We start from the raw sequence: 21,051 nt of genomic DNA on the forward strand, positions 1-21,051 counted from the left end.
ATGGAAAAGACATTTGAAGATGACGAGATTGAGATAGACCTCTTGGAACTGCTGGGGGAGTTCCGGCGCAAGATATGGATCATATTGGGAGTAATCGTCCTGTTCGGCGGAGTGGCCGGGGCATTCAGCAAATTTGTCCTCACGCCCCAGTACAAATCCACTGCCATGGTTTATATCCTCTCCAAGGAAACCACGCTGACCTCACTGGCAGACCTGCAGATAGGAAGCCAGCTGACAAAGGACTATAAAATCATTGTTACCAGCAGAAGGGTGTTAAACCAGGTAATCGATGATATGAAGCTGAATCTTACATACAAAGAGCTATTGGAAAAGGTTACCATTGACAATCCCCAGGATACGCGAATCCTGTCCATATCAGTGGAAGACCCGGCCCCGGACATGGCAAAGCTGATTGCAGACAAGATTGCCACTGTTTCTTCCGATTATATCGGGGACATCATGGAAATGGTGCCGCCCAAACTGATTGAGGAAGGCGAGATCCCTATACAGAAATCCAGCCCCAGCAATGTGAAGAACGCACTTATCGGCGCGCTGCTGGGCGCGGTGATAGTATGCGGCTTAATCACGGTCCAGGTTGTGATGAACGATACAATCCGTACCGAAGAAGACGTTACCAAATACCTGGGACTGTCCGTACTGGCATCCGTGCCAATCAGGGAGGGAGAAAAGCCGGAGGACAAGGAAGCCATGATATCCTCCAAATCCAAAACCAAGACAGCGCCCGGTAAATCCAGGAAAAAGAAAGGCGGCCGTGCATCATGAAGCAGATAATCACACTAAACAGGGAAATGAAGGATGACTACCACTATAACGAAGCCATCAAGACCCTGAGGACCAACATACAGTTTTGCGGAAGCGGCATCCGGACCATCATGCTGACCAGTTCCCTTCCCGATGAAGGAAAAAGTGACATTACATTTGCCATGGCATCATCCCTGGCCCAGATTGGGAAAAAGGTGGTAATGATAGACGCCGACATACGTAAATCCGTACTGGTGTCCAGGTATCAGCTGGAGACGGAAGTATACGGCCTGTCCCAGTACCTGAGCGGACAAAAGACCCTGGAGGAAGTCCTCTATGATACAAATGTGGAGAACCTGAGCATGGTATTTGCCGGTCCATACTCCCCCAATCCAGCTGAACTTCTGGAAGAGGACCTGTTCGGCAAAATGATTGAAACGCTTAAGAATGAATACGACTATGTGATTATAGACACGCCGCCCATGGCTAACCTTATAGACGGAGCCATTGTGGCAAGACAGTGTGACGGCGCCGTGATGGTGGTGGAAAGCGGATGCATAAGCTACCGCCTGGAACAGCGGGTAAAAAGCCAGCTGGATAAGAGCGGCTGCCGTATCCTGGGCGTGGTGCTCAACAAGGTGAGCATGGAACGCAGCGGATACTACAGCAAGTACTATGGCCGTTACGGGAAATACGGCAAATACTCCAAATACGGCAAGTATGGCAAATACGGAAAATATGAGAAATACGAGAAGGCAAATGCATGAGCTGGCTGCGCAATCATAAAAACACAGTATACCGGGCCGGCATTGGAATAGCGGCTGTTTCCCTGATTGGCTTCATATGGACAGGCGCGGGCCTGTACAGGCAGAGAAAAGCCATCGAGGCAGAAATCGCGGCCAGGAACTACACCGCAGAATCCGGCGGACAGCAGAACGATACATACCTGTTCAGCGGGGACATCGTTGAGTACAACGGAAAAAAATACAGGCGCAATAGCTATGTAAAAGCCATCCTGTGCATGGGCGTGGACCGCGCAGGGGAAATGACAGAAAAGACCACGTCCGGTTTTGGGGGACAGTCCGACGGAATATTCCTCATTGCCCAGGATACGGTCCGCAATACCATAAAAATACTGATGATACCCCGGGACACCATGACGGACATAACGCTGACAGATTTAAGCGGCAATGTATTAGGAAAAGACATGCAGCATCTGAACCTGGCCTATGCCTACGGCGACGGCAGGGAGAAAAGCTGCGAATACATGGTGGAGGCGGTGTCCGGCCTGTTAGGCGGACTGAAGATAGAATGGTATCTGGCGGCAGATATGAGCGCAATCCCCATGCTGAACGACGAGGTGGGCGGCGTGACCGTAACCATTGAAACAGAAGGCATGGAACAGAGGGACCCGGCTCTGGTAAAAGGGGAAACAGTAACACTTAAGGGGAAACAGGCAGAGACATTTGTCAGATTCAGGGATATAAAGATTGGGCATTCGGCCCTGTTCCGGATGGACCAGCAGCAGCAATACATCAAGGCATTTTTTGAGGCAGTACAAAAGGGGTCTGCCCATGACAGCGGCCTGGTGGTGCGGCTGTTCGACAAGGTCCAGGAATACATGGTGACCAATATGGCCAAGGACCAGTACCTTAAGATTGCCATGGATGCCGTGGGAAGCGGAAAACTCAGCAATGAGGATTTCTACACGGTTCCCGGAGAGGGAGTAGTAACTCCCAGATATGATGAGTTCTACGCGGACCAGGAGGCCCTGACGCCTGTCATACTGGAACTGTTTTACCGGGAACTTCAATAAGGTGCAATAACCGGCGTGGAAACATGCTGTTTATTGAATATAAAACTCTTAGGAGAAAAGAAAGGAGAGGTGAAGGATATGAAAAAGAAATGCGCAGCAGCTTTAGTGTTGGCAGCAGCCCTGGCAGTACAGCCAATGTGGGCGTTTGCAAGCAGCAGCTCATCCAGCAGCGGCAGTGACGGAAGCGGTTCAATCACTTCCTCAACCACAACCAACACAAGTGCAAACTCCAACACCACAGTAACTGTATCGTCTACCGGTGTAAAGACCACAGGCGCAACAACCAGTGCAAGCCCAAGCGGAAGCACAATCGGGGTTGCTGTAGACACTGTGACAACCACAGGTCAGCAGGTAACAACCAACTCAAAAGGCCAGGCTGTTATCGGTGATACAGCAGTTGGATTTGCTCCAAGCGTAGCAGCAACAGCAGGTCTTCCTGAGAACGTAGTATCTGCAATCAATGAGATCAACGCAGGAAAGCCACTGACTGAGGCTGTTCAGACCCTGGACCTGACTGGCTACAACGCCCTGACCGGTACCCATGCAATCATTACCATGGATGCCAACACAGGCGCTGTGAAGACAGGCGCTGTAGAAGTATCCCTGTATGTACCTAACCTGGTTGAAAACCTGGCTAACGTACAGGTACTGTTCTACGACAACGCTACCGGCCAGTGGCAGCTGATTCCAGCCGTTAAGGTGGATCCGGTTACCAAGACCGTAGCTGTCAATGTTCCTGGATCAGGTACATTATCCGTAGTGTACAAGAACTAATGACATTGCAGTGACAGCATTGAAAAATGCCGGCCGGGGGCATGTGGCACAAGTGTCGTGCCCCCGGTTTTACAGGGGAATTGTCCCGGGAGATCATGAAAAAAAGTCTGGTGGGGAAAAATGTATCGAAAAGCAGATAAAGGATGGATGAAGCATCTGGATTTCACATTAATCGATGCAATGTGCCTGCAATTAGCTTATATTGCAGCTTACTTTGTTCGCCATGGGGTCCACTGGCCGTATGGAAGCCGTTTATACCGCAATATGGCATTGATATATGTGCTGATACAGGTATTCGTTACATTCTTTGGGGAGAGTTTCAAGAATGTGCTGAAACGAGGATATTTAAAAGAATTCACTTCAACCGTAAAACATGTAAGCCTTGTGATATTGATTGCGGCATTTTACCTGTTCGCAATCCAGCAGGGAGAAGAGTACTCAAGATTCACCCTGGTCATGACCGGTATCATATATGCGGTAATTACCTATGTGTGCAGGATTTTCTGGAAGAAATACATTCTTAACAGGGGAGAAGGCGGAAAGGGAAACCGGTCCCTCCTTATCCTGACTTCATCGGATATGGTGGAAGAAGCAATAGAAAACATCCGCAATAATAATTATGAGTGTTTCAGGATTGTGGGCGTGGCTCTGCTGGATGATGACCGGATTGGACAGAATATAAACGGGATAGATATCGTGGCAGACAAAGGCACCGTGGCAGAATACGTGTGCCGGGAATGGGTGGACGAGGTATTCATCAATCTTCCCAAGAAGATGCCTTTGCCGCAGGAACTGATGGATAGTTTCATTGATATGGGCGTAACCGTACATGTGAAGCTGATTGAGATGGGAAGGCTGAAGGGCCAGGTGCAGCATGTGGAACGTATGGGTACCTATACAGTCCTGACCAGCAGCATCAACATGGCCTCCTGGCGCCAGGCGTTCTTCAAACGCGCCATGGACATTGCCGGAGGAATCGTGGGCTGCATATTGACCGGGCTTCTGTATATGATTGTCGCCCCTTGTATTTACATACAGTCACCAGGACCAATCTTCTTTTCCCAGGTCCGTATCGGAAGGAATGGAAGACGGTTTAAATTATATAAATTCCGCAGCATGTATATGGATGCGGAAGAACGGAAAAAGGAATTAATGAGTCAGAACCGCGTACAGGGCGGTATGATGTTCAAGATAGAGAATGACCCCCGGATTATTGGGGGCGCAAATGGAATTGGGAACTTTATCCGGAAATACTCCATTGATGAATTCCCGCAGTTTTGGAATGTGCTGAAGGGTGACATGAGCCTGGTAGGCACCAGGCCGCCTACGGTGGATGAGTGGGAGAAGTACGACCTGCACCACCGCGCCAGGCTGAGCATAAAGCCGGGTATTACCGGTATGTGGCAGGTGAGCGGGAGAAGTGAGATTACGGATTTTGAGGAAGTCGTGAAGTTGGATAGGGAGTATATAACGGAGTGGAAGCCTGCGTTGGATATGAGGATATTGATGAAGACGGTGCAGGTGGTGTTGGGGAAGGGTGGCGCGATGTAGGTAGAGGAAGTATGCGCTTGGTATTTTTGGTTTTTGTTTGGTGCAAATAATAACAATTATTTGAGAGAAATTTTAATTAAAGGAGTAAAAATGGTAGAGGATACCTCTTTTCATGTTCATCAAGAAAAAATATTAGGTAATAATTCAAGGATAACAATTCTAAATACCCAAATTGATGTACTGAATATGACAGATACCATAAATTTAGTGGAAAAATATGTTATTAACAAAGAACCATTGCATTTAATTGGTGTTAATGCAGATAAAATTAATGAACTAAATAGAAATGAAAGATTAAAACAAATTGTTAATAGCTGTGGTGTCATTAATGCTGATGGTGCTTCAACAGTCATTGCTAGCAAATTCTTAGGAACGCCATTACCAGAACGAGTAGCTGGGATTGACTTAATGTTAAAACTGATTGAGTTAAGTTTTCAAAAAAAGTATAGCATATACCTATTAGGAGCTAAGCAGGAAATTGTCGAACAAACAGAAAAAATTTTAAAAGGAATCTATCCAGGATTAATTATTTCAGGAATTCATAATGGTTATTTTTCCAAAGAAGATTGGGATGGAATAGCTTCAGAAATAAAAGAAAAGAATCCTGATTTTGTGTTTGTAGGAATAACTTCGCCATTAAAGGAATATTTAGTCAAGTATTTTCAGGAATTTGGAAATAACTGTGTCTTTATGGGGGTCGGAGGAAGTTTTGATGTAATTTCAGGAAAAATTCCAAGGGCACCTTTATGGATGCAAAAGATGAATTTAGAATGGTTTTTCAGAGTTATACAAGAACCTAGACGATTATTTAAACGATATTTTATTGGTAATGTAATATTTATAAAGGACATTATATTGGAAAAAATATCTAATAGGGAGAAAAAATCGTGAAAACGGTAATGCTTATATTTGGAACACGGCCAGAAGCTATTAAAATGTGCCCTTTAGTCAAAGAATTAAAAAAAAGGAAATATATTAATACCAAAGTTTGTGTTACAGGACAGCATCGTCAAATGCTAGATCAAGTTTTGAGAGTGTTTGACGTAATACCTGATTATGACTTATCTGTCATGAAAGATAAACAGACACTTTTTGATGTGACTGTAAGAATTCTCGAAAAAATTAAATTAGTTTTGGAAACTGCACAACCTAATCTTGTATTAGTGCATGGAGACACATCTACTACTTTCGTAACAGCATTGGCGTGTTTTTACCTACAAATTCCCGTTGGCCATGTAGAGGCAGGTCTAAGAACATATAATGTGTTTTCTCCTTTCCCAGAAGAATTTAATAGGCAAGCTGTGAGTATAATAAGTCAGTATAATTTTGCACCAACAACTTTAGCAAAACAAAACTTGATTTACGAAGGAAAGAAAGAAGAAACAATATTTGTAACAGGTAACACGGCAATTGATGCATTAAAGACAACGGTACGAAATGACTATACGCATCCTGAATTGGAATGGGCAAAGGGAAGTCGTTTGATAATGATTACTGCTCACCGTCGTGAAAACCTTGGTAAACCTATGGAGCAGATGTTTAGAGCAATACGCAGGGTTGTGGAAGTACATTCTGATGTTAAAGTAATCTATCCTATTCATATGAATCCTTTAATACATGAATTAGCTTCACAATTTTTTAAAGAGAACAATCGGATTCATATAATTAATCCTTTAGAAGTAATTGATTTTCATAATTTTCTAAATAGGAGTTACATGATTTTAACTGATTCTGGAGGAATCCAGGAAGAAGCCCCCTCATTAGGTAAACCCGTATTAGTTATGAGAGATACCACCGAGCGGCCAGAAGGAATTAAAGCCGGAACTTTAAAACTTGTGGGAACAAAAGAGGAAAGTATATATACTGCTTTTAACTTATTACTATCAGATAATACAGAATACAAAAAAATGAGTATGGCAAGCAATCCATATGGAGATGGTTGTGCTTCTCAACGAATTGCAGACATCATTGAAAGGATATGGTATTGATGGAATTATTAAAAATTATCCAAAAAATATCAGGTGCGGATATCAGAGGGGGGTTCTATACCATTTTTTCTTATATACCAGGTATGATGTTAAAAAAGCTAAAATCAGAAATATGGATTGTAACAGAGCGAGAAGATGAAGCAAGAGATAATGGTTTCTGTTTTTTTGATTATGTGATAAAACGGGAAAATAATCAAAATATATACTATGCTATTAATAAAAAAAGTAACGACTATAAAAAAATACAAGCAATAAGCAATAATATCATTGAATTTGGAGGTTTTAAACATTGTGTATATACATGGGCTGCTAATAAATATATTAGTTCTCAGTATTCAAATGGTATGCCTAATCGTATTTTATATTATGCCTGGTTATTAGGTTGGTGTAAAGTTAAGTTTTGTTTTTTACAACATGGCGTAACCCAAAATCGCTCTTTATATTTAGAGCAACCCGCATCAAGAGTTTCCTTTTTAAGTTGTGTTTCTGAAAGGGAATCTGATTTCATGCAAAAATTAGGCTATAGTAAAAAAGCTGTAAATATAACTGGCTTTTGTCGATATGATTTACTTAGCAAAGAGAATATTGACAAAAATCAAATATTTATTATGCTGACATGGAGAAAGTATTTAAAAAAACATGATAAAACTCAATTTGTTAATACTACATATTATAAAGAACTATACAATCTTTTATTAATGATTAGTTTAGATACAAGATTATCTCATTATAAGTTTTTAATATGTTTTCATCCAGGTATGCGAGACTTTGAAAGTCTTTTTAGGTTTGACAAAACTAATATTGAAGTTGTAGATACTTCTGATTATTCTTTTTCTAAATTAATAAATAGCAGTTACCTATTTATAACAGATTATTCAAGTGTCGCCTTTGATTTCGCATATTTGCAAAAAGAAGTTATATATTTTCAATTTGATTCTACAGAGTTTCGAGAAAAACATTTTCAAGAGGGGTATTTTGATTTCCAGGCGGATGGGTTCGGACCTGTTTTTAAAAGAAGTGATGAGATAATTAACTACCTTGCTAAAGGGGAGCGATGTGAAATATTAAAGTATACCAATAGAGAAAGTGATTTTTTTACTTTTCATGATTTGAAAAATTGCGAAAGAACCTTTCTTAAAATCAAAGAAATATAATTAGTGGGGGAAACGATATGTACAACAATTGTATATATCTAATTTGTTATGGAAAGAATATATTTTTTTACAATAATTTTGCCTGTATATAATGCTATTAAATATATTGAAAAGACACTGGAAAGTATTATATTACAAAGCTGTAATAATTTTGAACTTATTATTATTGATGATGGATCGACCGATGGAAGTGGGGAAATATGTAAAAGATATTCGACAGAACATGATAATATTATATATATAAAACAAGATAATAAAGGAATTTGCAATGCAAGAAACACTGCTTTAAGTTATGCTTTAGGAACATATGTGGTTTTTTGTGATCATGATGATATTTTACATCCAAAAGCAATAGAAATATTATACGACAAATTGAAAAATGGTCTGTTTGATGCATTGAAATACTCTTATAAAAACGAAGTGATTTATAAGAATAAAGTACAAAAAGAGTATACAATTAAGTGTGATAATCTTGAACTAAGTTCTATAGATTTAAAAAAAGACTATAAGGCATTTAATCAGTTTGTTTATACCGTATGGAATGGAGCTTATAAGTTAGAAACGATTAAAAAAGCGCGTATTTCATTTGATGAAAGTGTTAGATACGGAATGGAAGATGTAATCTATAACTTGAATTATATCGTTAGAAATCAAAAGATTATTATGATTCAAGATGTTTTATACACTCATTATATTCGTTATGGGCAGAGTACTTCACGTAAATATGATATTAATAAAATTTTTTCTATTTACAAATCAATTGAGTTGGAAAGGGATTTTTTGGGAAATGAACTAGATGCCTCAGTAGCTATTCAATTGATGGGTAAATACATAAGGAGTTTCTTTGTTGCAGTAAATACTGGCAATTTAAATATTACTGAAAAAAACACAAAAATGCTAATAAACCAGTTTCGTGAAAAAATCAACATTAGTTTGTCTTTAAAAGAATTAATTTTAAATTTCAATTTATATCAAAAAGATGTTTTAAAAGTGGTTTTATTAAAACTAAAGATGTATCGGATATTGAAAAACCTATTGAAAGGGCAATAAAGATGATTTGGTTACTATTGGGATTAAATATCTGTTTACTACTAATTTATATGTTAACAAATAGAAAAGGAATTAATTTTTGCGAACCAGTTTTTTTATTAGTTGTATCAACAATAATTTCCGCTTTATTTGTCATTATGAATTATCACAATTGGAATGTATTAGAGGACTTTTCCTTAAAAACAGTAACGTTGTTTTTTGGAGCCGAAATATTTTTCTTGATAGGCAGTATATCTGCAAAATTTCTGTTTGCTTCACTTCCAAAACGTAAAAGAAAACTTTATTACAATTATCATCCTATTATCATAAATAAGAATATTATTGCTTTATCTTTTATTTTTGTTATTTTCTCTGGCATAATTTACTTTTTTAATTTATTACAAAAAAGTGGTCTTTCATATACTGGATTTATCAGTTATATGACCCTCATAAGGCCTATGCTAAAAAATAATGAAATATCCATAAGTTTCATTTCTTTGCAGCTTTTAAATATTAGTAAAATATTGGCATATATTTTTTCATACATATATATATGGAATTTAATTACTTTTAAAGAAAAAAAATATGTATATTTATTAGTACCAACTATATATATAATAGTTTCATTATTAACGTCTGGACGCATTTATTTTATCTATTATGCTATTTTTGTTTATACGTTATTTTTTTTATTAATCAAAAAGAATGTGCGATTCTCTTTGCGGAAAATAATTAAGTTTATAATATATATATCTATTTTTTTATTTTTCTTTTTTATATTATTTGCTGTATTAGCAAATATGGTAGGAAGAAATACATCACACTCAATATTTGTGCAACTATCGGTTTATATTGGGGGACCTCTAATTTCTTTTAACAAATTTGTAAATAGCTTTAATTTTTCTAAACCAGATTACATGGGTGAGGAGACACTAATTGGAATTTATCAGGTATTAAGAAAGATAGGAATTATTGATGTTCCTCTAACCCGCCACCTACCCTTTGTCCAGTTTGGCGATAATTGGGGAAATGTATATACTGCCATGCGTAGATATATTCATGATTATGGAATTATAGCTTCTATGATTATAGTCTCCTGTATAGGCTTCATATATGAATTTTTTTATGGTTTGATTTCTAAAAAAACTTATTTATCTTTACACTGTTTTTTATATGCAATGTGGATTTATCCAATTCCAATGATGATAATCGACGATTTATTTTTAAGTAATTTACTAGGAATAAATACAATTTATGACTTGTTTTTTCTTCTATTGCTTTATAGAATTTTTATTAAGAAAAATTATGTTGAAAGAATAGATTAGGATAGTATCGTATGATAAAAAATATAACAATGGTTTTATGCTCTAACATGATTAATATGCTTGTGAGTGTTGCAATAGGTTTTATACTGCCTAAATATTTAACATTAGAAAGTTACGGATATTACAAATTATTTCAATTTTATATAAACTATGCGGGGTTACTTCATCTGGGATATGCCGATGGTATTTTTTTACGTTATGGTGGTATGACAATCAATCAAATAACGAAAGAGAATATTCTTACTAACTCATGTACTTTAAGAAATATGCAATTGATAATCTCTGCAATTATTTTAGCCGGTGGTATTTATGTAAAAAACTATATTATTATTCTTCTTGCTTGTTCTTTAATGCCTATTAATATGATTGCATATTATAAAAACATTTTTCAGGCTACTGGAGAATTTAAAAAGTATGGATATATTATATCGGTGCTTCCTATGCTAAACTTTATTGGTGATTTTATATTACTAAAAATTATTATGACAGATAATTATGTTTATTATATATTTGTCACAGTAATTTCCAATTTATTGGTATTTATGACACTGGAAATATATTGCATTAAGGTATTTGGTGGTATAAAATTATCTATTTTAGATATTAAAAATTTAGTGTTAAATATAAAAACGGGCATCTCTTTATTACTAGGTAATTTAGCATCAGTTTTAATTGTGAGTATAGATCGATGGTGTATTCAAATATTTTTAACACTGAAAGATTTTTCATATTATTCCTTTGCTGTGAGTATTGAAAATCTTTTTAATATTTGTGTTTCTGCAATAACAATAGCTTTCTACAGTTATTTATGTAAAGAGAAGAATGTACTAAATATAAAAAAAATGAAAACCAGTTGTATAATTATTAGTATATATATAATTTCTATATCGTTTCCTGTAAAATTAATAATTCAAATATGGCTGAACAAATACGAAAATTCTATAGTGAGCTTATTCTTCTTAATCGCTGCTCATGCCTTCTATTTTGTAATAAAAGCCATATATGTTAATTTATATAAAGCAAATCATGAACAAAAATATTATTTTTATCAAATGTTATTTATTCTAGGCATAGCAGTAATTACAGATTTGTTAGCTTATTATTTTATCTCCAAAACAATAGAGATTTTCGCGATTGCAACTTTGTGTACAGCAATGGTATGGTATATAATATGCTTTTTTAGGAATCAAGATATTAAAAGTAAGCTTGCCGAGAATCTGTTAATATTTTTTTCTGTTGGAACTTATTTGTTCTGTGGATTATTAATACCAAATGCAGTAATTGGTGGATTGGCATACTTATGTATTATTACAATATCAGTATTTATTACATATAGGAACTATGAATATAATGTGTTATCTGGACTATTAAGTGTGATAAAGACATGAAGTTTATGAGTGTTTTTCTTTAAATCGAGATATGTGAGTATTTCGGGCAGTTTTTTACCACCAGCCCGGTGGATATACCAGTGCGGTGAAACCGCCTGTCCGGAGGACTGGAAACCGTCAGTCCGGGCAAAAGGAAACCGATATATGTGCGGCGGAGCCGCCATCCTGGAAAAGCGAATCTCCAGGATGGGGACGCCAATTAATAGGTTACATTTATTCGCTCAGTGCTGAATCGTACCTCTGGCTGGTCAAAACTGGCACCTTTGATGAGGCGCTTCAGGCTGTTGCTCTTGCGGTTGTTGTATTCGATGTCGACTAGAGGTCCAAAACGGCCCTCGAACGGGACGTTCTTCATCTTCATGTCATTCATCTGTGTGACAAAGCCATCTGACATGGAAGTCAGGCGCATTCCAATAAGTTTGTCAATCGTGCCCTGGTTGGTCATGGTTCTTACCTCCTGTAATAGTCAGCGTGGGTGATGGCGTACTTGTTATGAGTTGCTACAGCATCGGAGACCTGTGTCTCCATTCCGTTTTATCCTGCCCAGCCTATTTATGGATCAGTCACTGTTCCACTCCAGGTATTCCTGATGATTGTCCGGCATGTGTTCCGTAACGGTGATGTACTGCCCCTTTCGTCCAAATAAGCGGCAATGAGAGGCAATGCGGTTGTGATTGTGAAAAATCCCAATAACGGTATCGGTTATCCGGACATCCACCTTGCGTTTGATGAATCCGTAAGGGACGGAGTATGGCATCCCGTCAACGGATATGTGATAATTGAAATGAACGGTGGCTTGTTTCCATTCCGCCAGTTCATGAGGGGTAGCCGGTAGCTTGGCCAGTAATGGCAGTTCCCTGTCGCGGAAAATCCCATATCGGGTACCCTCTCCTGCCTATCGTAAAGTAGGCCGTGTATATCGCCATAGGGATTGATATGTCCGGGAGGAAGGATGTCCTTGGTATGTATATTGGGCAGAATGAAAGCGCCAAATTCTGGCTTTCTATTCTGAACGGATTAAAGAACCAGGGTGTAGAGGATATCCTGATTGCGTGCATCGATGGGCTTTCTGGTTTCCCACAGGCGATAGAAGCCGTTTATCCCCAGACAGAAATCCAGCAGTGCATCATCCATCAAATCCGCAATACCACCCGTTTTGTCTCCTACAAAGAAATCAAACCCCGGATGGCCGATTTGAAGAAAATGTATGCGGCACCGACCGAGGAAACCACCTTATCGGAATGGGACAGTTTTGATGAAAAATGGAGTGGGAAATATCCCAAAATCGCCTAGTCCTGGCGTGATAACTGGACATATCTATCCACCTATTTTATGTATCCAGAGACAATCAGATGCCTAATCCATACGACAAATACCATTGAAGGATTTAACCGTCAGCTGCGAAAGGTGACGAAATCCAAGACGGTATTCCCATCCGATGACAGCCTTTTAAAAATGCTATATCTCACAAGATGGATATTATGAAGAAATGGACGGGGTACCTTATAGGATTGGGGGCAAATCCATTCGCAGCCGGAGATATTTTTTGAAGAACGGTTGTCCTGATTATAAGCGGTGTGGGCCGGCTGACGGGTTGCCTGAGCCGCCCTGCTTGACATACCAAGAATCCGTATTATAATACAAACAAAGGGAAAGACCCAGAAAGATGGCTTTGCCCTTCGCAACTATCAACTTATCCTATTTCAGTTTTTTGAGTTTACACAAACTTTGAAACGGTCTCGGCCGGGGAGTTACGAGGTAAAGAATTAAATTCGATTAATTCTATCGCAAAAACATCCAAGATTAAAAAACATTAAAAACATTAAAAAATGAAACTAATATTTGGAATATAAATATTTTTTCCGGGTTTTATCCAATAATAAATGTTTCATATTATAAAAACCAAATGTATTACTCATAAATACTGTTATAAAAATAAGTCACCAGATAATCATAATTTTCATAATTATGCTAACCCCAATGGACATTAAGAAATCCACCCCCACCTACCCGCAACCAAAAAAATTCCCGTTTTTGCTTTTATAAGAAAAACCAAAAAGCCATCCCCCATTTAAAGCGGCGGCCCATTTCTCCCCCTCCTGCGCTTCAACCCACCCCCCATAATCCCCGTTTTACAATTCAATATCCCACCCGCCACAGCAATCCCTGATTTCTTCAAAAATTCCAGGGATTCTTCCACGGAGCTGCGCAACACACAGTCCTGCCGCACCACCAGAAGCACGCAGTCCATGAGACCGCGCATCTGCTGTACGTCAGAAAGGGTACCCACCGGAGGGGTATCGATGATGATATAATTATAGGTATCCTTTATGGCGCGGATGGTGGGGAAGACCTGGTTGTCGGCATGGAAAATGTTTTCCTGATTGAATCCCTGTATGGTATAAATCCCATTATACATCCGCTCCACCTGCTGCCTTAAGTTTTCGCCTGTCCGGGGCTGGGTGCGTTTGTCACCATCCTTGGGTTTGTGGTTTCTGGCCAGTTGGTAAAGCACGCCTTTTTTGAAATCAAAATCCAGAAGCAGCACCTTACATCCAAGTTCGGTCAGACGCAGGGACAGATTGTAGGCAACGGTTGATTTGCCTTCTCCCGGGACACTGGAGGTAACGGCAATGACCTGCTGGTTTTCTTTTTCAGTGAGATAGCGGAATACTGCTGCCATGCGTCCGTAAGCCACCTGATATTCCTGCGGCAGGTTTTTGCTGTCAAGATATCCATCGGCGGTTTCCTTTTTGGAGTCGATGTAAGGTATTTCCCCGATTATATCAAGGCCCAGGGCCTCCAGGGAACTGTTGTTGCGGATTTTGGGGATGAACAGGTAGTAAACAGTGCCCAGTACACAGCCAAAAAGCAGCCCGGAAGCTGTTCCGATTGCTGTATTCCGGAATGAGGCGGATGGGACGCCTGTGGCCTGCCCCGGGGTATCGATGACGCTGACAGAGCCGATACCCATTACCTCCAGCATGACATCTGGAAGCACCTTCATCAGACGGTTCAGTAAGTCCACTGCCTCATGTGGATTTTCCCAGTGCAGGGTAAGCTGCATAAAAGACGTGTCATCCTCTATGGTCACGTTAATGCCTGATTTTAACTGTTCCAGGGATATATCCCTATATTCATCCGTGTCCAGGACTAATTCCAGCACCCGGTTGCTGGTTGCCAGAAGCTGTACGGTTTTCACAAGGTTCCTGGCAAGCTGTATATCCTCATTTTTGGGGACAGGGGTCCCGTTCTGATAGACATCATTGGTATTCCGGGCATTTACAATCATGGAAGCCCTGGTTTCATAAGTAGTCCCTCCGTCCAGGGAAAGGGCAGTGCCGGCCAGGGCTCCCAGCACCATAAGGAATAAGATAATCCAGCGAAGGTCCCAGATTGAATGGAGAAGGTCAGGTATATAGATTTCTATTTCATCATTTGTATCCTGCATTGAGGTACCTCGCTCTCTATCATTTGTATGGGACAATAAGTCCCCCCTCCTGTCATTTTACCAAAAACCATGGAAACATCAAGTTTAACGTAAGTTTTAATCATGGTCTTTTGTCACGGTTTTAGTTCCGGATTCCAGGTTTTAACTCAGGACTTTCTTGACATATCTGGTACCAGGAACTATAGTAAGTAAAAGGCATTGGCCTGCAATGATGTTGACAGGAAAACGAAGCGTGGGCGGATGCATTTTCATGATATGATTTTTTCGTTAGGAGTTACGATTGAACCTTTTATCTCAACGGACTTGGATGTACATCCTGAAAGACATATTAATAGAATTAAAGTATTTACCCATTGCACTTGCAGCAGGTATTTTAATAGGCGGCGTCCTGCTGGTTTTTTCACGGAACAGGAGAAGGACCTTTTTAAGCATTCTCTGCATCATCTACTTTGTCATGATATTCATCATAACCATATTTGAGCGCGAACCGGGCTCCAGGACAGGAATCAGCCTGACGCTGTTTGAGACCCTGGGTGGACCTCATGACAATGCCTATGTTATTGAGAATATCCTTCTGTTCATCCCCTTTGGTTTTCTGGTTCCCAAGATGTGGAAATGTTTGAGACGCATACCGGTCTGCGTATTTGCTGGTTTTTGTCTCAGCCTTACCATAGAGATAACCCAGCTTCTGACCCAGCGCGGGCATTTTCAGGTGGATGATATTCTGATGAATACCATAGGCGCAGGAGTTGGGGCCTTGTTTGGTTTATTCCGGTTCCGGAAATCAAATGAATATGGATAATGTTTAAAATACTGCCTGGATTATTATTTTGCAAATGACTAATGGGTTTTGAACATATGACAATACTGGCCGGATTAAAGAGAATCCGCCATGGAGACGGGAAAACGAATGAATGAAAACATCCATTCAAAAAACCTGTTTATCCTTTCTGTTACGAAGGGTCCCATGACTTTCTTTGTACTGGCGCAGATATTCCATTTGCTGTTCATCGTCCACTTCACGGTCATATGGAGTTGTATTACAGGCGCAGCAATATAGGGCAAATGCAACAAGAATAAGAAACAGTATAATGATAATCAGCCAGAACATATAACCTCCATTTCAGGAATATAGCTGTTAAGCGACTATTATGATAGCAATATAAGTGGGGCCAAGGGCAATATAAAATGCGGCAAAAGCCAATATAAATGCCTCATAGGTCAGTATAAATGCTGCATGGAGCAACATAAATACACCTGCGATACACCACAAGTCCCCCCAAAAAAGGGCTTTTAGAATCTATAAACAATAAAACCTAAAAAAAAAAGTATCAAATACACCAAAAAAGTACCAGGCCGGCAGACAACCCGCTGACCTGATACCCTTACTATAATCTATCCACATTCCATAAAACTATGCATATCCCAGTGGAATTATGCAGATTCTATCATTTCCGATCACTTCTCATCACAAACCTGGAAAATATAAAATTTTAAGGCTTAGTGCTAGGAACCGCTTGTTTCAAGGCTTCCAGCAGGTTCTAAGTCCTTTACTACACCACTTTTACACCATTTCGGCAATCGCTGACATTTCCTCTTTCAGTGTTTCATCGAGTACATGACAGTATAAGTCCATAGTCATTTGCAAGGAATTGTGTCCCAGCAATTTCTGTAATGTTTTAGGACGCATACCTTTTGCGATACAATTCGTTGCAAAAGTGTGCCTAAGACAATGTGGTGTAAAATGTTCAAATCTTTCTTTTGGACGTTCAGCGTTAATTCTTGCAACTAAATAATTGATAGAATCTTTTATGTTGGTAGCGTTTAACGGACGATTTGTTTTACTGGTAAATACCAAGTCCTCAAAGCCTTTTTGGGGAGCAAATCGGGTGTTTACATCATCGTGCCATGCTTTCTGTTCCTGTAGTGTTTCTTTTACCAGCTTAGACATGGGAATGTTTCTCTTTCCTGCTTTACTCTTTGGTGGGTGGAACTCGTAAAGTGCATTCCCGTTATTAGGCATATAACATAATGTTTTTTCTACCCGAATAATGCCATTTTCAAAATCAATGCAATCCCATGTTAGACCAATGATTTCTCCCATTCTCATACCCGTATTTAGCGCCACGACAAAGAACGGATATAACCGACCATCTCTTGAAGCGTGATATAGGACTTGAATCTCTTTTTCTGTTAATACCCTTTTTTCAACCTTTTCTTTGTTTTCAATTTTGGTATTCACAGTCAATGCAATATTTTTGTTTATTAAATCTGATTCCATAGCACGATTAAGAATATCAACTAAAAGTGCTTTGCTGTCTCTCCTAGAGGAATCGCTTTTCATATCATTAAATGCGTTCTGTACAATAACCAAGTTAAGATTTGTCAGTTTTCGCCAACCTAAATCTTTGCGAAGCCGGTTATATTGGATTGAGTAAGTTCTCTTAGTTGTATTTCTGCAATTTTTCTTGCAGGTTTCAAGCCACACCTCATACCATTCGTCCAGCGTCATATTGCTATCAACAACATTTAGTTGCTTTTCGTCCTCATATTGCTCGTCTCTTAATTTCTTTGTGATTTCATTATATGTTTTAGCGTAAATGGTCTGTCTTTTGCCAAATCTATTGATAAATCTTGCCTGATACAGTCCGTCTTTACGCTGGGTGATTCCGCGCCCTAATTCTTTCCCATTTAATGATTTACCCATTATTTTCTTCTTCCTTTCTTCGGTAAATCACAGGGAATTTGTGTAATAGATATATTTTTTGATAGTATACCATTAAAACCCCATTATTTCAATTTATAGTGCCATCGTATCAATCCACCTGTCTAATTTGTTTTTGTCAGCATACCAGCGGTTGCCTATCTGAACTCCGAATCCATTATGCCCTCTGACTAGTTCTCTTGCTTTAGTCTGACCTATTCCCAAATAGTCACAGACCTCTTTGAGTGTCAGAAGTTTTTTATTTGCATTGGATTCCCTCATTGTCAGATTATTTCTCCTCAATGTTGGAATCTCGTTCTTCATGCCATTTCTCCTTAAAATATTTGTGGACTTCCCAGTACCTTGATTTCAAAAATTGCACGATTGTAACAGTTCCATTGTCACATAGTACCTTGAACCAGTCAAAGCGATTGTTTTTTGAGTACATGAGAAGCTCTGCATAGCTGTCTATACCGTTTTGAATACAGAACTCTATCATTTCTCCTATTGCGCTGTATTTATCGCTTGCAAGGCTTATTATGGTGCTGTAATCCGCTCCTGAATAGGAGAGTACATCTTTAATATCATATTGCGCCTTTTCAGGGTTATCGAGGTGGCATAGATAGCGTGCATAGGCTCTTACACAATTTACAGGTTCTATGCCTACACCGCCAATAAGGGTGAATATTTCCTGCACCTGCTCTTGTGTCTTTACGCCATCAAATAGTAACATTATGTGGAAATGCCCTTTTTTAAGTTCTCCATTTGTATTTAGGTCGTTATCATGAAGCGGAGAAATAAAAGCAGGTATGCACAGTTCTTGCAAAGCTGATTCCCAATTTTCGGGTGCTGACTCTGGATATACTACGGTAGCCCAATTACGAGTCCTTTTCTTATCCATTTATCTCCTTTTGAACATTGAACAATTAACACTAGGGTGTGTCGTAGTGGCACCCTAGTGGATTTAGCAGGTGGCAACGCTCCGCTCCATTTCTCCGAAATGCCGCCACCTGCACAAACCATTAAGCCGTATTCAATGCGCCTTTACAAATAAAGGGTGCAATAAATTCCCGTGGTTTGGTGTCAATCCCCTGTCTGTAAATCAATCCGGAACCAATCGAATGTCTGCAATTCCTTATATGTGCGAAATCGGTTCCGAATGACATTTTATATGCGGCTTCGCTCATTTGCCCCATACATATTTTACATGAAAGGTTGTCTCTTATGGCTCCCTCTACAAAGGTTGTATCAGGTCGTTGCAGAATCAAGCCAGCATACACACGTTTACTTCTTCCGGTGACAATCAGCGCTCCTAATCGTTGGGCGGTTTCAGTAAACGTCTTTTTTTCTGCAATTTTTGAAAATGCTATCAATTCATCAAATAGAAGAAAGATAGGGTTGAAATCAAGTTCGTCAAAACCAATACTCTGCAAGTCTTTTTCACGTAAACGTACCTGTTCTTCGGTTTCACGGATAACTTTGGCGATATCATTTTCTTTAGTAGCATATACTACAGATTTGTTCTGCAAAAACATTCTCATATCATCGTCATTTTTCGGGTCACAGTAAATCACCCGTACACCCTGTTCAAGCAGGCAAGAGATAATATATTGTGCTAGTTGGGATTTTCCACTCCCTGTATTTCCGGTGAGAAGTAAATGGGGAGTTTTTTTCCAATTCCACACGATATCATGAGAAAAAGCAATTTCATTTTCTCCAACAGGTAAAATATCCTTTGGGGATTCTACTTTTGTTTGTTTCTGCTCATTCAGTTCAAAGCAGTATGTAATATATCCTCTTTCCTCTTTGATGTCAGTACATATGGTGAAGAATTTGTCTGCAAGTGGCTGCTCTAAATTTCTGAATTTTTGAGCAATAGCACTGCCGTCTAAGCGAAAGCGAATGCAAAATACGTTATCACTAGAATTTTCCGCATAATCTATTTGCGGATAATAGTCTATTATTTCCACTTCTTTTTCTCCCAGAAATCCATATTTGAGAACAGAATGAGATTGAAATAAATTGTTCTTTCTGATAAAATCTTCTATGAGGCTAGATTTTTGTTTTGCCTTAAATGTTAGCAGGGTGGTTGCAATCGCTGCGAGTACGCCAATACTGGTGATTGTAACCCCCATAACAAGAAATCTGTTATCAAATCTAAATTTTCTAAGTATTATGCAAATATGTACAAGGCAAAGATTCGCGATGTACAGCCATTTTTGCCACGTATATTGATTTGCTTTCATTCTTTTCCATTTCACTTAGCTTTCACTTCCTTTCAATTTAAGCTTTGGTTGTTCAACCAGAGAAATGCTGTCCGCAGTAACAGAAAGCTTGATAGCACCGCCATGGTTAAAATCTTGATAGGCTTTTCCGGTTAAGCCTCTGAACGATACATCAGCAGGGGTTCCTTTGTATTCCACAGAGGGAGTGATTTCGTTAGGAACCTTGATGGTTTGTTTTTCGTAATTCAGGCATGGCGAGAGTACCGTGTAAACGGTTCCGGCAACGGCACCTTTGACCCCCTCGACATAGTTAAAATAGGGACGAGGTTCTTCTACCAGTAAAACTGTCTCTCCGATGGTTTCGGGAATGTTGATGATTAAATCTGATAGTTTAATACTCATGAAATTTCTCCTTTCCTTTTTCATCATAAATAGTTTTTAGAATATACCTTGTACAATCTGCGGTCGTGTTTGTGGATTTTTCCACAAGCTTCTTTTTATAAGTCAAATAAGTATTAGAATTTATACGGAAGCCTAACTTAGTATATTCTTTAGACGTTGTTTTCATTGGCTCATAGTCGTCAATGACTTGGTAATGTTGAGATTGTCTTTCAATATGGGCGGTCAAATCTTCGGTTACGGACTTATGCTTATCAATTAGATATTGTTTATAAGCGATTGCCACCTCCTTTTTAAGTCTAATTGTAATCATTATAATTTTTTCTTGTTCCATATTAGCCTCCCTATCCTCTCAAACTATACCAACATGCCAACATACCAACATACCAACAACAAAAGTATATAGCAATGTTCGTTTGTTGTCAATTGCTTTTTTGTAATTTTCCCTGTCCTGGTAATTTTTTGTCAGCTTATCTATTTATATT

Annotated in this window: 20 protein-coding genes and 2 pseudogenes; 13 read left to right on the forward strand and 9 right to left on the reverse strand. The window is 39.1% G+C overall.

All coding sequences use genetic code 11. The features are described from left to right. The 11 genes from DWX59_RS16170 to DWX59_RS16220 all read left to right on the forward strand — a co-directional run bounded on the left by DWX59_RS16170 (position 1) and on the right by DWX59_RS16220 (position 11,787). Entirely contained in the window at positions 1-783 is a 783-nt protein-coding gene (locus DWX59_RS16170) for a YveK family protein (protein ID WP_117560238.1), read from the forward strand. Further along, positions 780-1,529: a CpsD/CapB family tyrosine-protein kinase gene (locus DWX59_RS16175; RefSeq protein WP_117560239.1), complete on the forward strand. Its 750-nt coding sequence runs from the start codon at positions 780-782 to the stop codon at positions 1,527-1,529. Before DWX59_RS16170 ends, DWX59_RS16175 begins: the two co-directional genes overlap by 4 nt. Continuing rightward, complete coding sequence (locus DWX59_RS16180; RefSeq protein ID WP_117560240.1) at positions 1,526-2,578, forward strand: LCP family protein; 1,053 nt, start codon at positions 1,526-1,528, stop codon at positions 2,576-2,578. Before DWX59_RS16175 ends, DWX59_RS16180 begins: the two co-directional genes overlap by 4 nt. A gap of 78 nt (positions 2,579-2,656) precedes the next feature. Further along, positions 2,657-3,352, forward strand: a complete 696-nt coding sequence (locus DWX59_RS16185) for a hypothetical protein (protein WP_117560241.1) — start codon at positions 2,657-2,659, stop codon at positions 3,350-3,352. A gap of 120 nt (positions 3,353-3,472) precedes the next feature. Further along, positions 3,473-4,903 (forward strand): sugar transferase, encoded by a 1,431-nt coding sequence (locus DWX59_RS16190; protein WP_117560242.1) that lies wholly within the window; start codon positions 3,473-3,475, stop codon positions 4,901-4,903. Positions 4,904-4,993: 90 nt separating this feature from the next. Next, on the forward strand, positions 4,994-5,794 hold the full coding sequence (locus DWX59_RS16195) for a WecB/TagA/CpsF family glycosyltransferase (RefSeq protein WP_235845079.1): 801 nt from the start codon (positions 4,994-4,996) through the stop codon (positions 5,792-5,794). After that, the gene (gene wecB, locus DWX59_RS16200; RefSeq protein WP_117560243.1) at positions 5,791-6,891 is read left to right on the forward strand and encodes a non-hydrolyzing UDP-N-acetylglucosamine 2-epimerase; all 1,101 of its coding nucleotides are present in this window, start codon (positions 5,791-5,793) and stop codon (positions 6,889-6,891) included. The genes DWX59_RS16195 and wecB overlap by 4 nt, the downstream gene beginning before the upstream one ends. Beyond that, positions 6,891-8,045: a CDP-glycerol glycerophosphotransferase family protein gene (locus DWX59_RS16205; protein ID WP_166460242.1), complete on the forward strand. Its 1,155-nt coding sequence runs from the start codon at positions 6,891-6,893 to the stop codon at positions 8,043-8,045. Before wecB ends, DWX59_RS16205 begins: the two co-directional genes overlap by 1 nt. Positions 8,046-8,123: 78 nt before the next feature. Then, entirely contained in the window at positions 8,124-9,095 is a 972-nt protein-coding gene (locus DWX59_RS16210) for a glycosyltransferase family 2 protein (RefSeq protein WP_207660436.1), read from the forward strand. Between the two features lie 50 nt (positions 9,096-9,145). Further along, positions 9,146-10,399 (forward strand): O-antigen polymerase, encoded by a 1,254-nt coding sequence (locus DWX59_RS16215; RefSeq protein WP_166460243.1) that lies wholly within the window; start codon positions 9,146-9,148, stop codon positions 10,397-10,399. An 11-nt stretch (positions 10,400-10,410) separates the two neighbouring features. After that, positions 10,411-11,787, forward strand: a complete 1,377-nt coding sequence (locus DWX59_RS16220; protein ID WP_117560247.1) for an MATE family efflux transporter — start codon at positions 10,411-10,413, stop codon at positions 11,785-11,787. Positions 11,788-11,986: 199 nt separating this feature from the next. Here the strand turns inward: DWX59_RS16220 and DWX59_RS16225 are convergent, their stop codons facing one another. Both DWX59_RS16225 and DWX59_RS29380 read right to left on the reverse strand, forming a co-directional pair. Next, positions 11,987-12,232, reverse strand: a complete 246-nt coding sequence (locus DWX59_RS16225; RefSeq protein WP_330665946.1) for a hypothetical protein — start codon at positions 12,230-12,232, stop codon at positions 11,987-11,989. Positions 12,233-12,349: 117 nt separating this feature from the next. After that, positions 12,350-12,646: pseudogene (locus DWX59_RS29380) on the reverse strand (Mu transposase domain-containing protein); the annotation flags it as partial. A gap of 50 nt (positions 12,647-12,696) precedes the next feature. Here DWX59_RS29380 and DWX59_RS16235 point away from each other — a divergent pair. Beyond that, positions 12,697-13,353 (forward strand): annotated as a pseudogene (locus tag DWX59_RS16235) (IS256 family transposase); the annotation flags it as partial. 505 nt (positions 13,354-13,858) lie between these two features. On the opposite strand, the gene DWX59_RS16240 reads toward DWX59_RS16235, so the two are convergent. After that, positions 13,859-15,238 carry a P-loop NTPase gene (locus tag DWX59_RS16240; RefSeq protein ID WP_117560248.1) on the reverse strand — a complete coding sequence of 460 codons (1,380 nt, stop codon included), beginning with the start codon at positions 15,236-15,238 and terminating at the stop codon, positions 13,859-13,861. A gap of 307 nt (positions 15,239-15,545) precedes the next feature. On the opposite strand from DWX59_RS16240, the gene DWX59_RS16245 reads away from it, so the two are divergent. Then, complete coding sequence (locus DWX59_RS16245) at positions 15,546-16,040, forward strand: VanZ family protein (RefSeq protein ID WP_117560249.1); 495 nt, start codon at positions 15,546-15,548, stop codon at positions 16,038-16,040. Positions 16,041-16,802: 762 nt separating this feature from the next. Here DWX59_RS16245 and DWX59_RS16255 read toward each other — a convergent pair. The 6 genes from DWX59_RS16255 to DWX59_RS16280 all read right to left on the reverse strand — a co-directional run bounded on the left by DWX59_RS16255 (position 16,803) and on the right by DWX59_RS16280 (position 20,900). Then, positions 16,803-17,945, reverse strand: a complete 1,143-nt coding sequence (locus tag DWX59_RS16255; RefSeq protein ID WP_117560251.1) for a site-specific integrase — start codon at positions 17,943-17,945, stop codon at positions 16,803-16,805. A 93-nt stretch (positions 17,946-18,038) separates the two neighbouring features. Continuing rightward, positions 18,039-18,266: a helix-turn-helix domain-containing protein gene (locus DWX59_RS16260; RefSeq protein WP_235845080.1), complete on the reverse strand. Its 228-nt coding sequence runs from the start codon at positions 18,264-18,266 to the stop codon at positions 18,039-18,041. After that, entirely contained in the window at positions 18,232-18,843 is a 612-nt protein-coding gene (locus tag DWX59_RS16265) for a replication protein (protein WP_117560253.1), read from the reverse strand. Before DWX59_RS16265 ends, DWX59_RS16260 begins: the two co-directional genes overlap by 35 nt. 121 nt (positions 18,844-18,964) lie before the next feature. Further along, positions 18,965-20,203, reverse strand: coding sequence for a helicase HerA domain-containing protein (locus DWX59_RS16270; protein ID WP_117560254.1), 1,239 nt, complete (start codon positions 20,201-20,203; stop codon positions 18,965-18,967). Then, positions 20,204-20,569: a hypothetical protein gene (locus tag DWX59_RS16275; protein WP_117560255.1), complete on the reverse strand. Its 366-nt coding sequence runs from the start codon at positions 20,567-20,569 to the stop codon at positions 20,204-20,206. Next, entirely contained in the window at positions 20,559-20,900 is a 342-nt protein-coding gene (locus DWX59_RS16280) for a hypothetical protein (protein ID WP_117560256.1), read from the reverse strand. Before DWX59_RS16280 ends, DWX59_RS16275 begins: the two co-directional genes overlap by 11 nt. Between the last annotated feature and the right edge of the window lie 151 nt (positions 20,901-21,051).

It is taken from the genome of Enterocloster aldenensis, assembly GCF_003434055.1.
In the GTDB taxonomy this organism is placed as follows: domain Bacteria; phylum Bacillota; class Clostridia; order Lachnospirales; family Lachnospiraceae; genus Enterocloster; species Enterocloster aldenensis.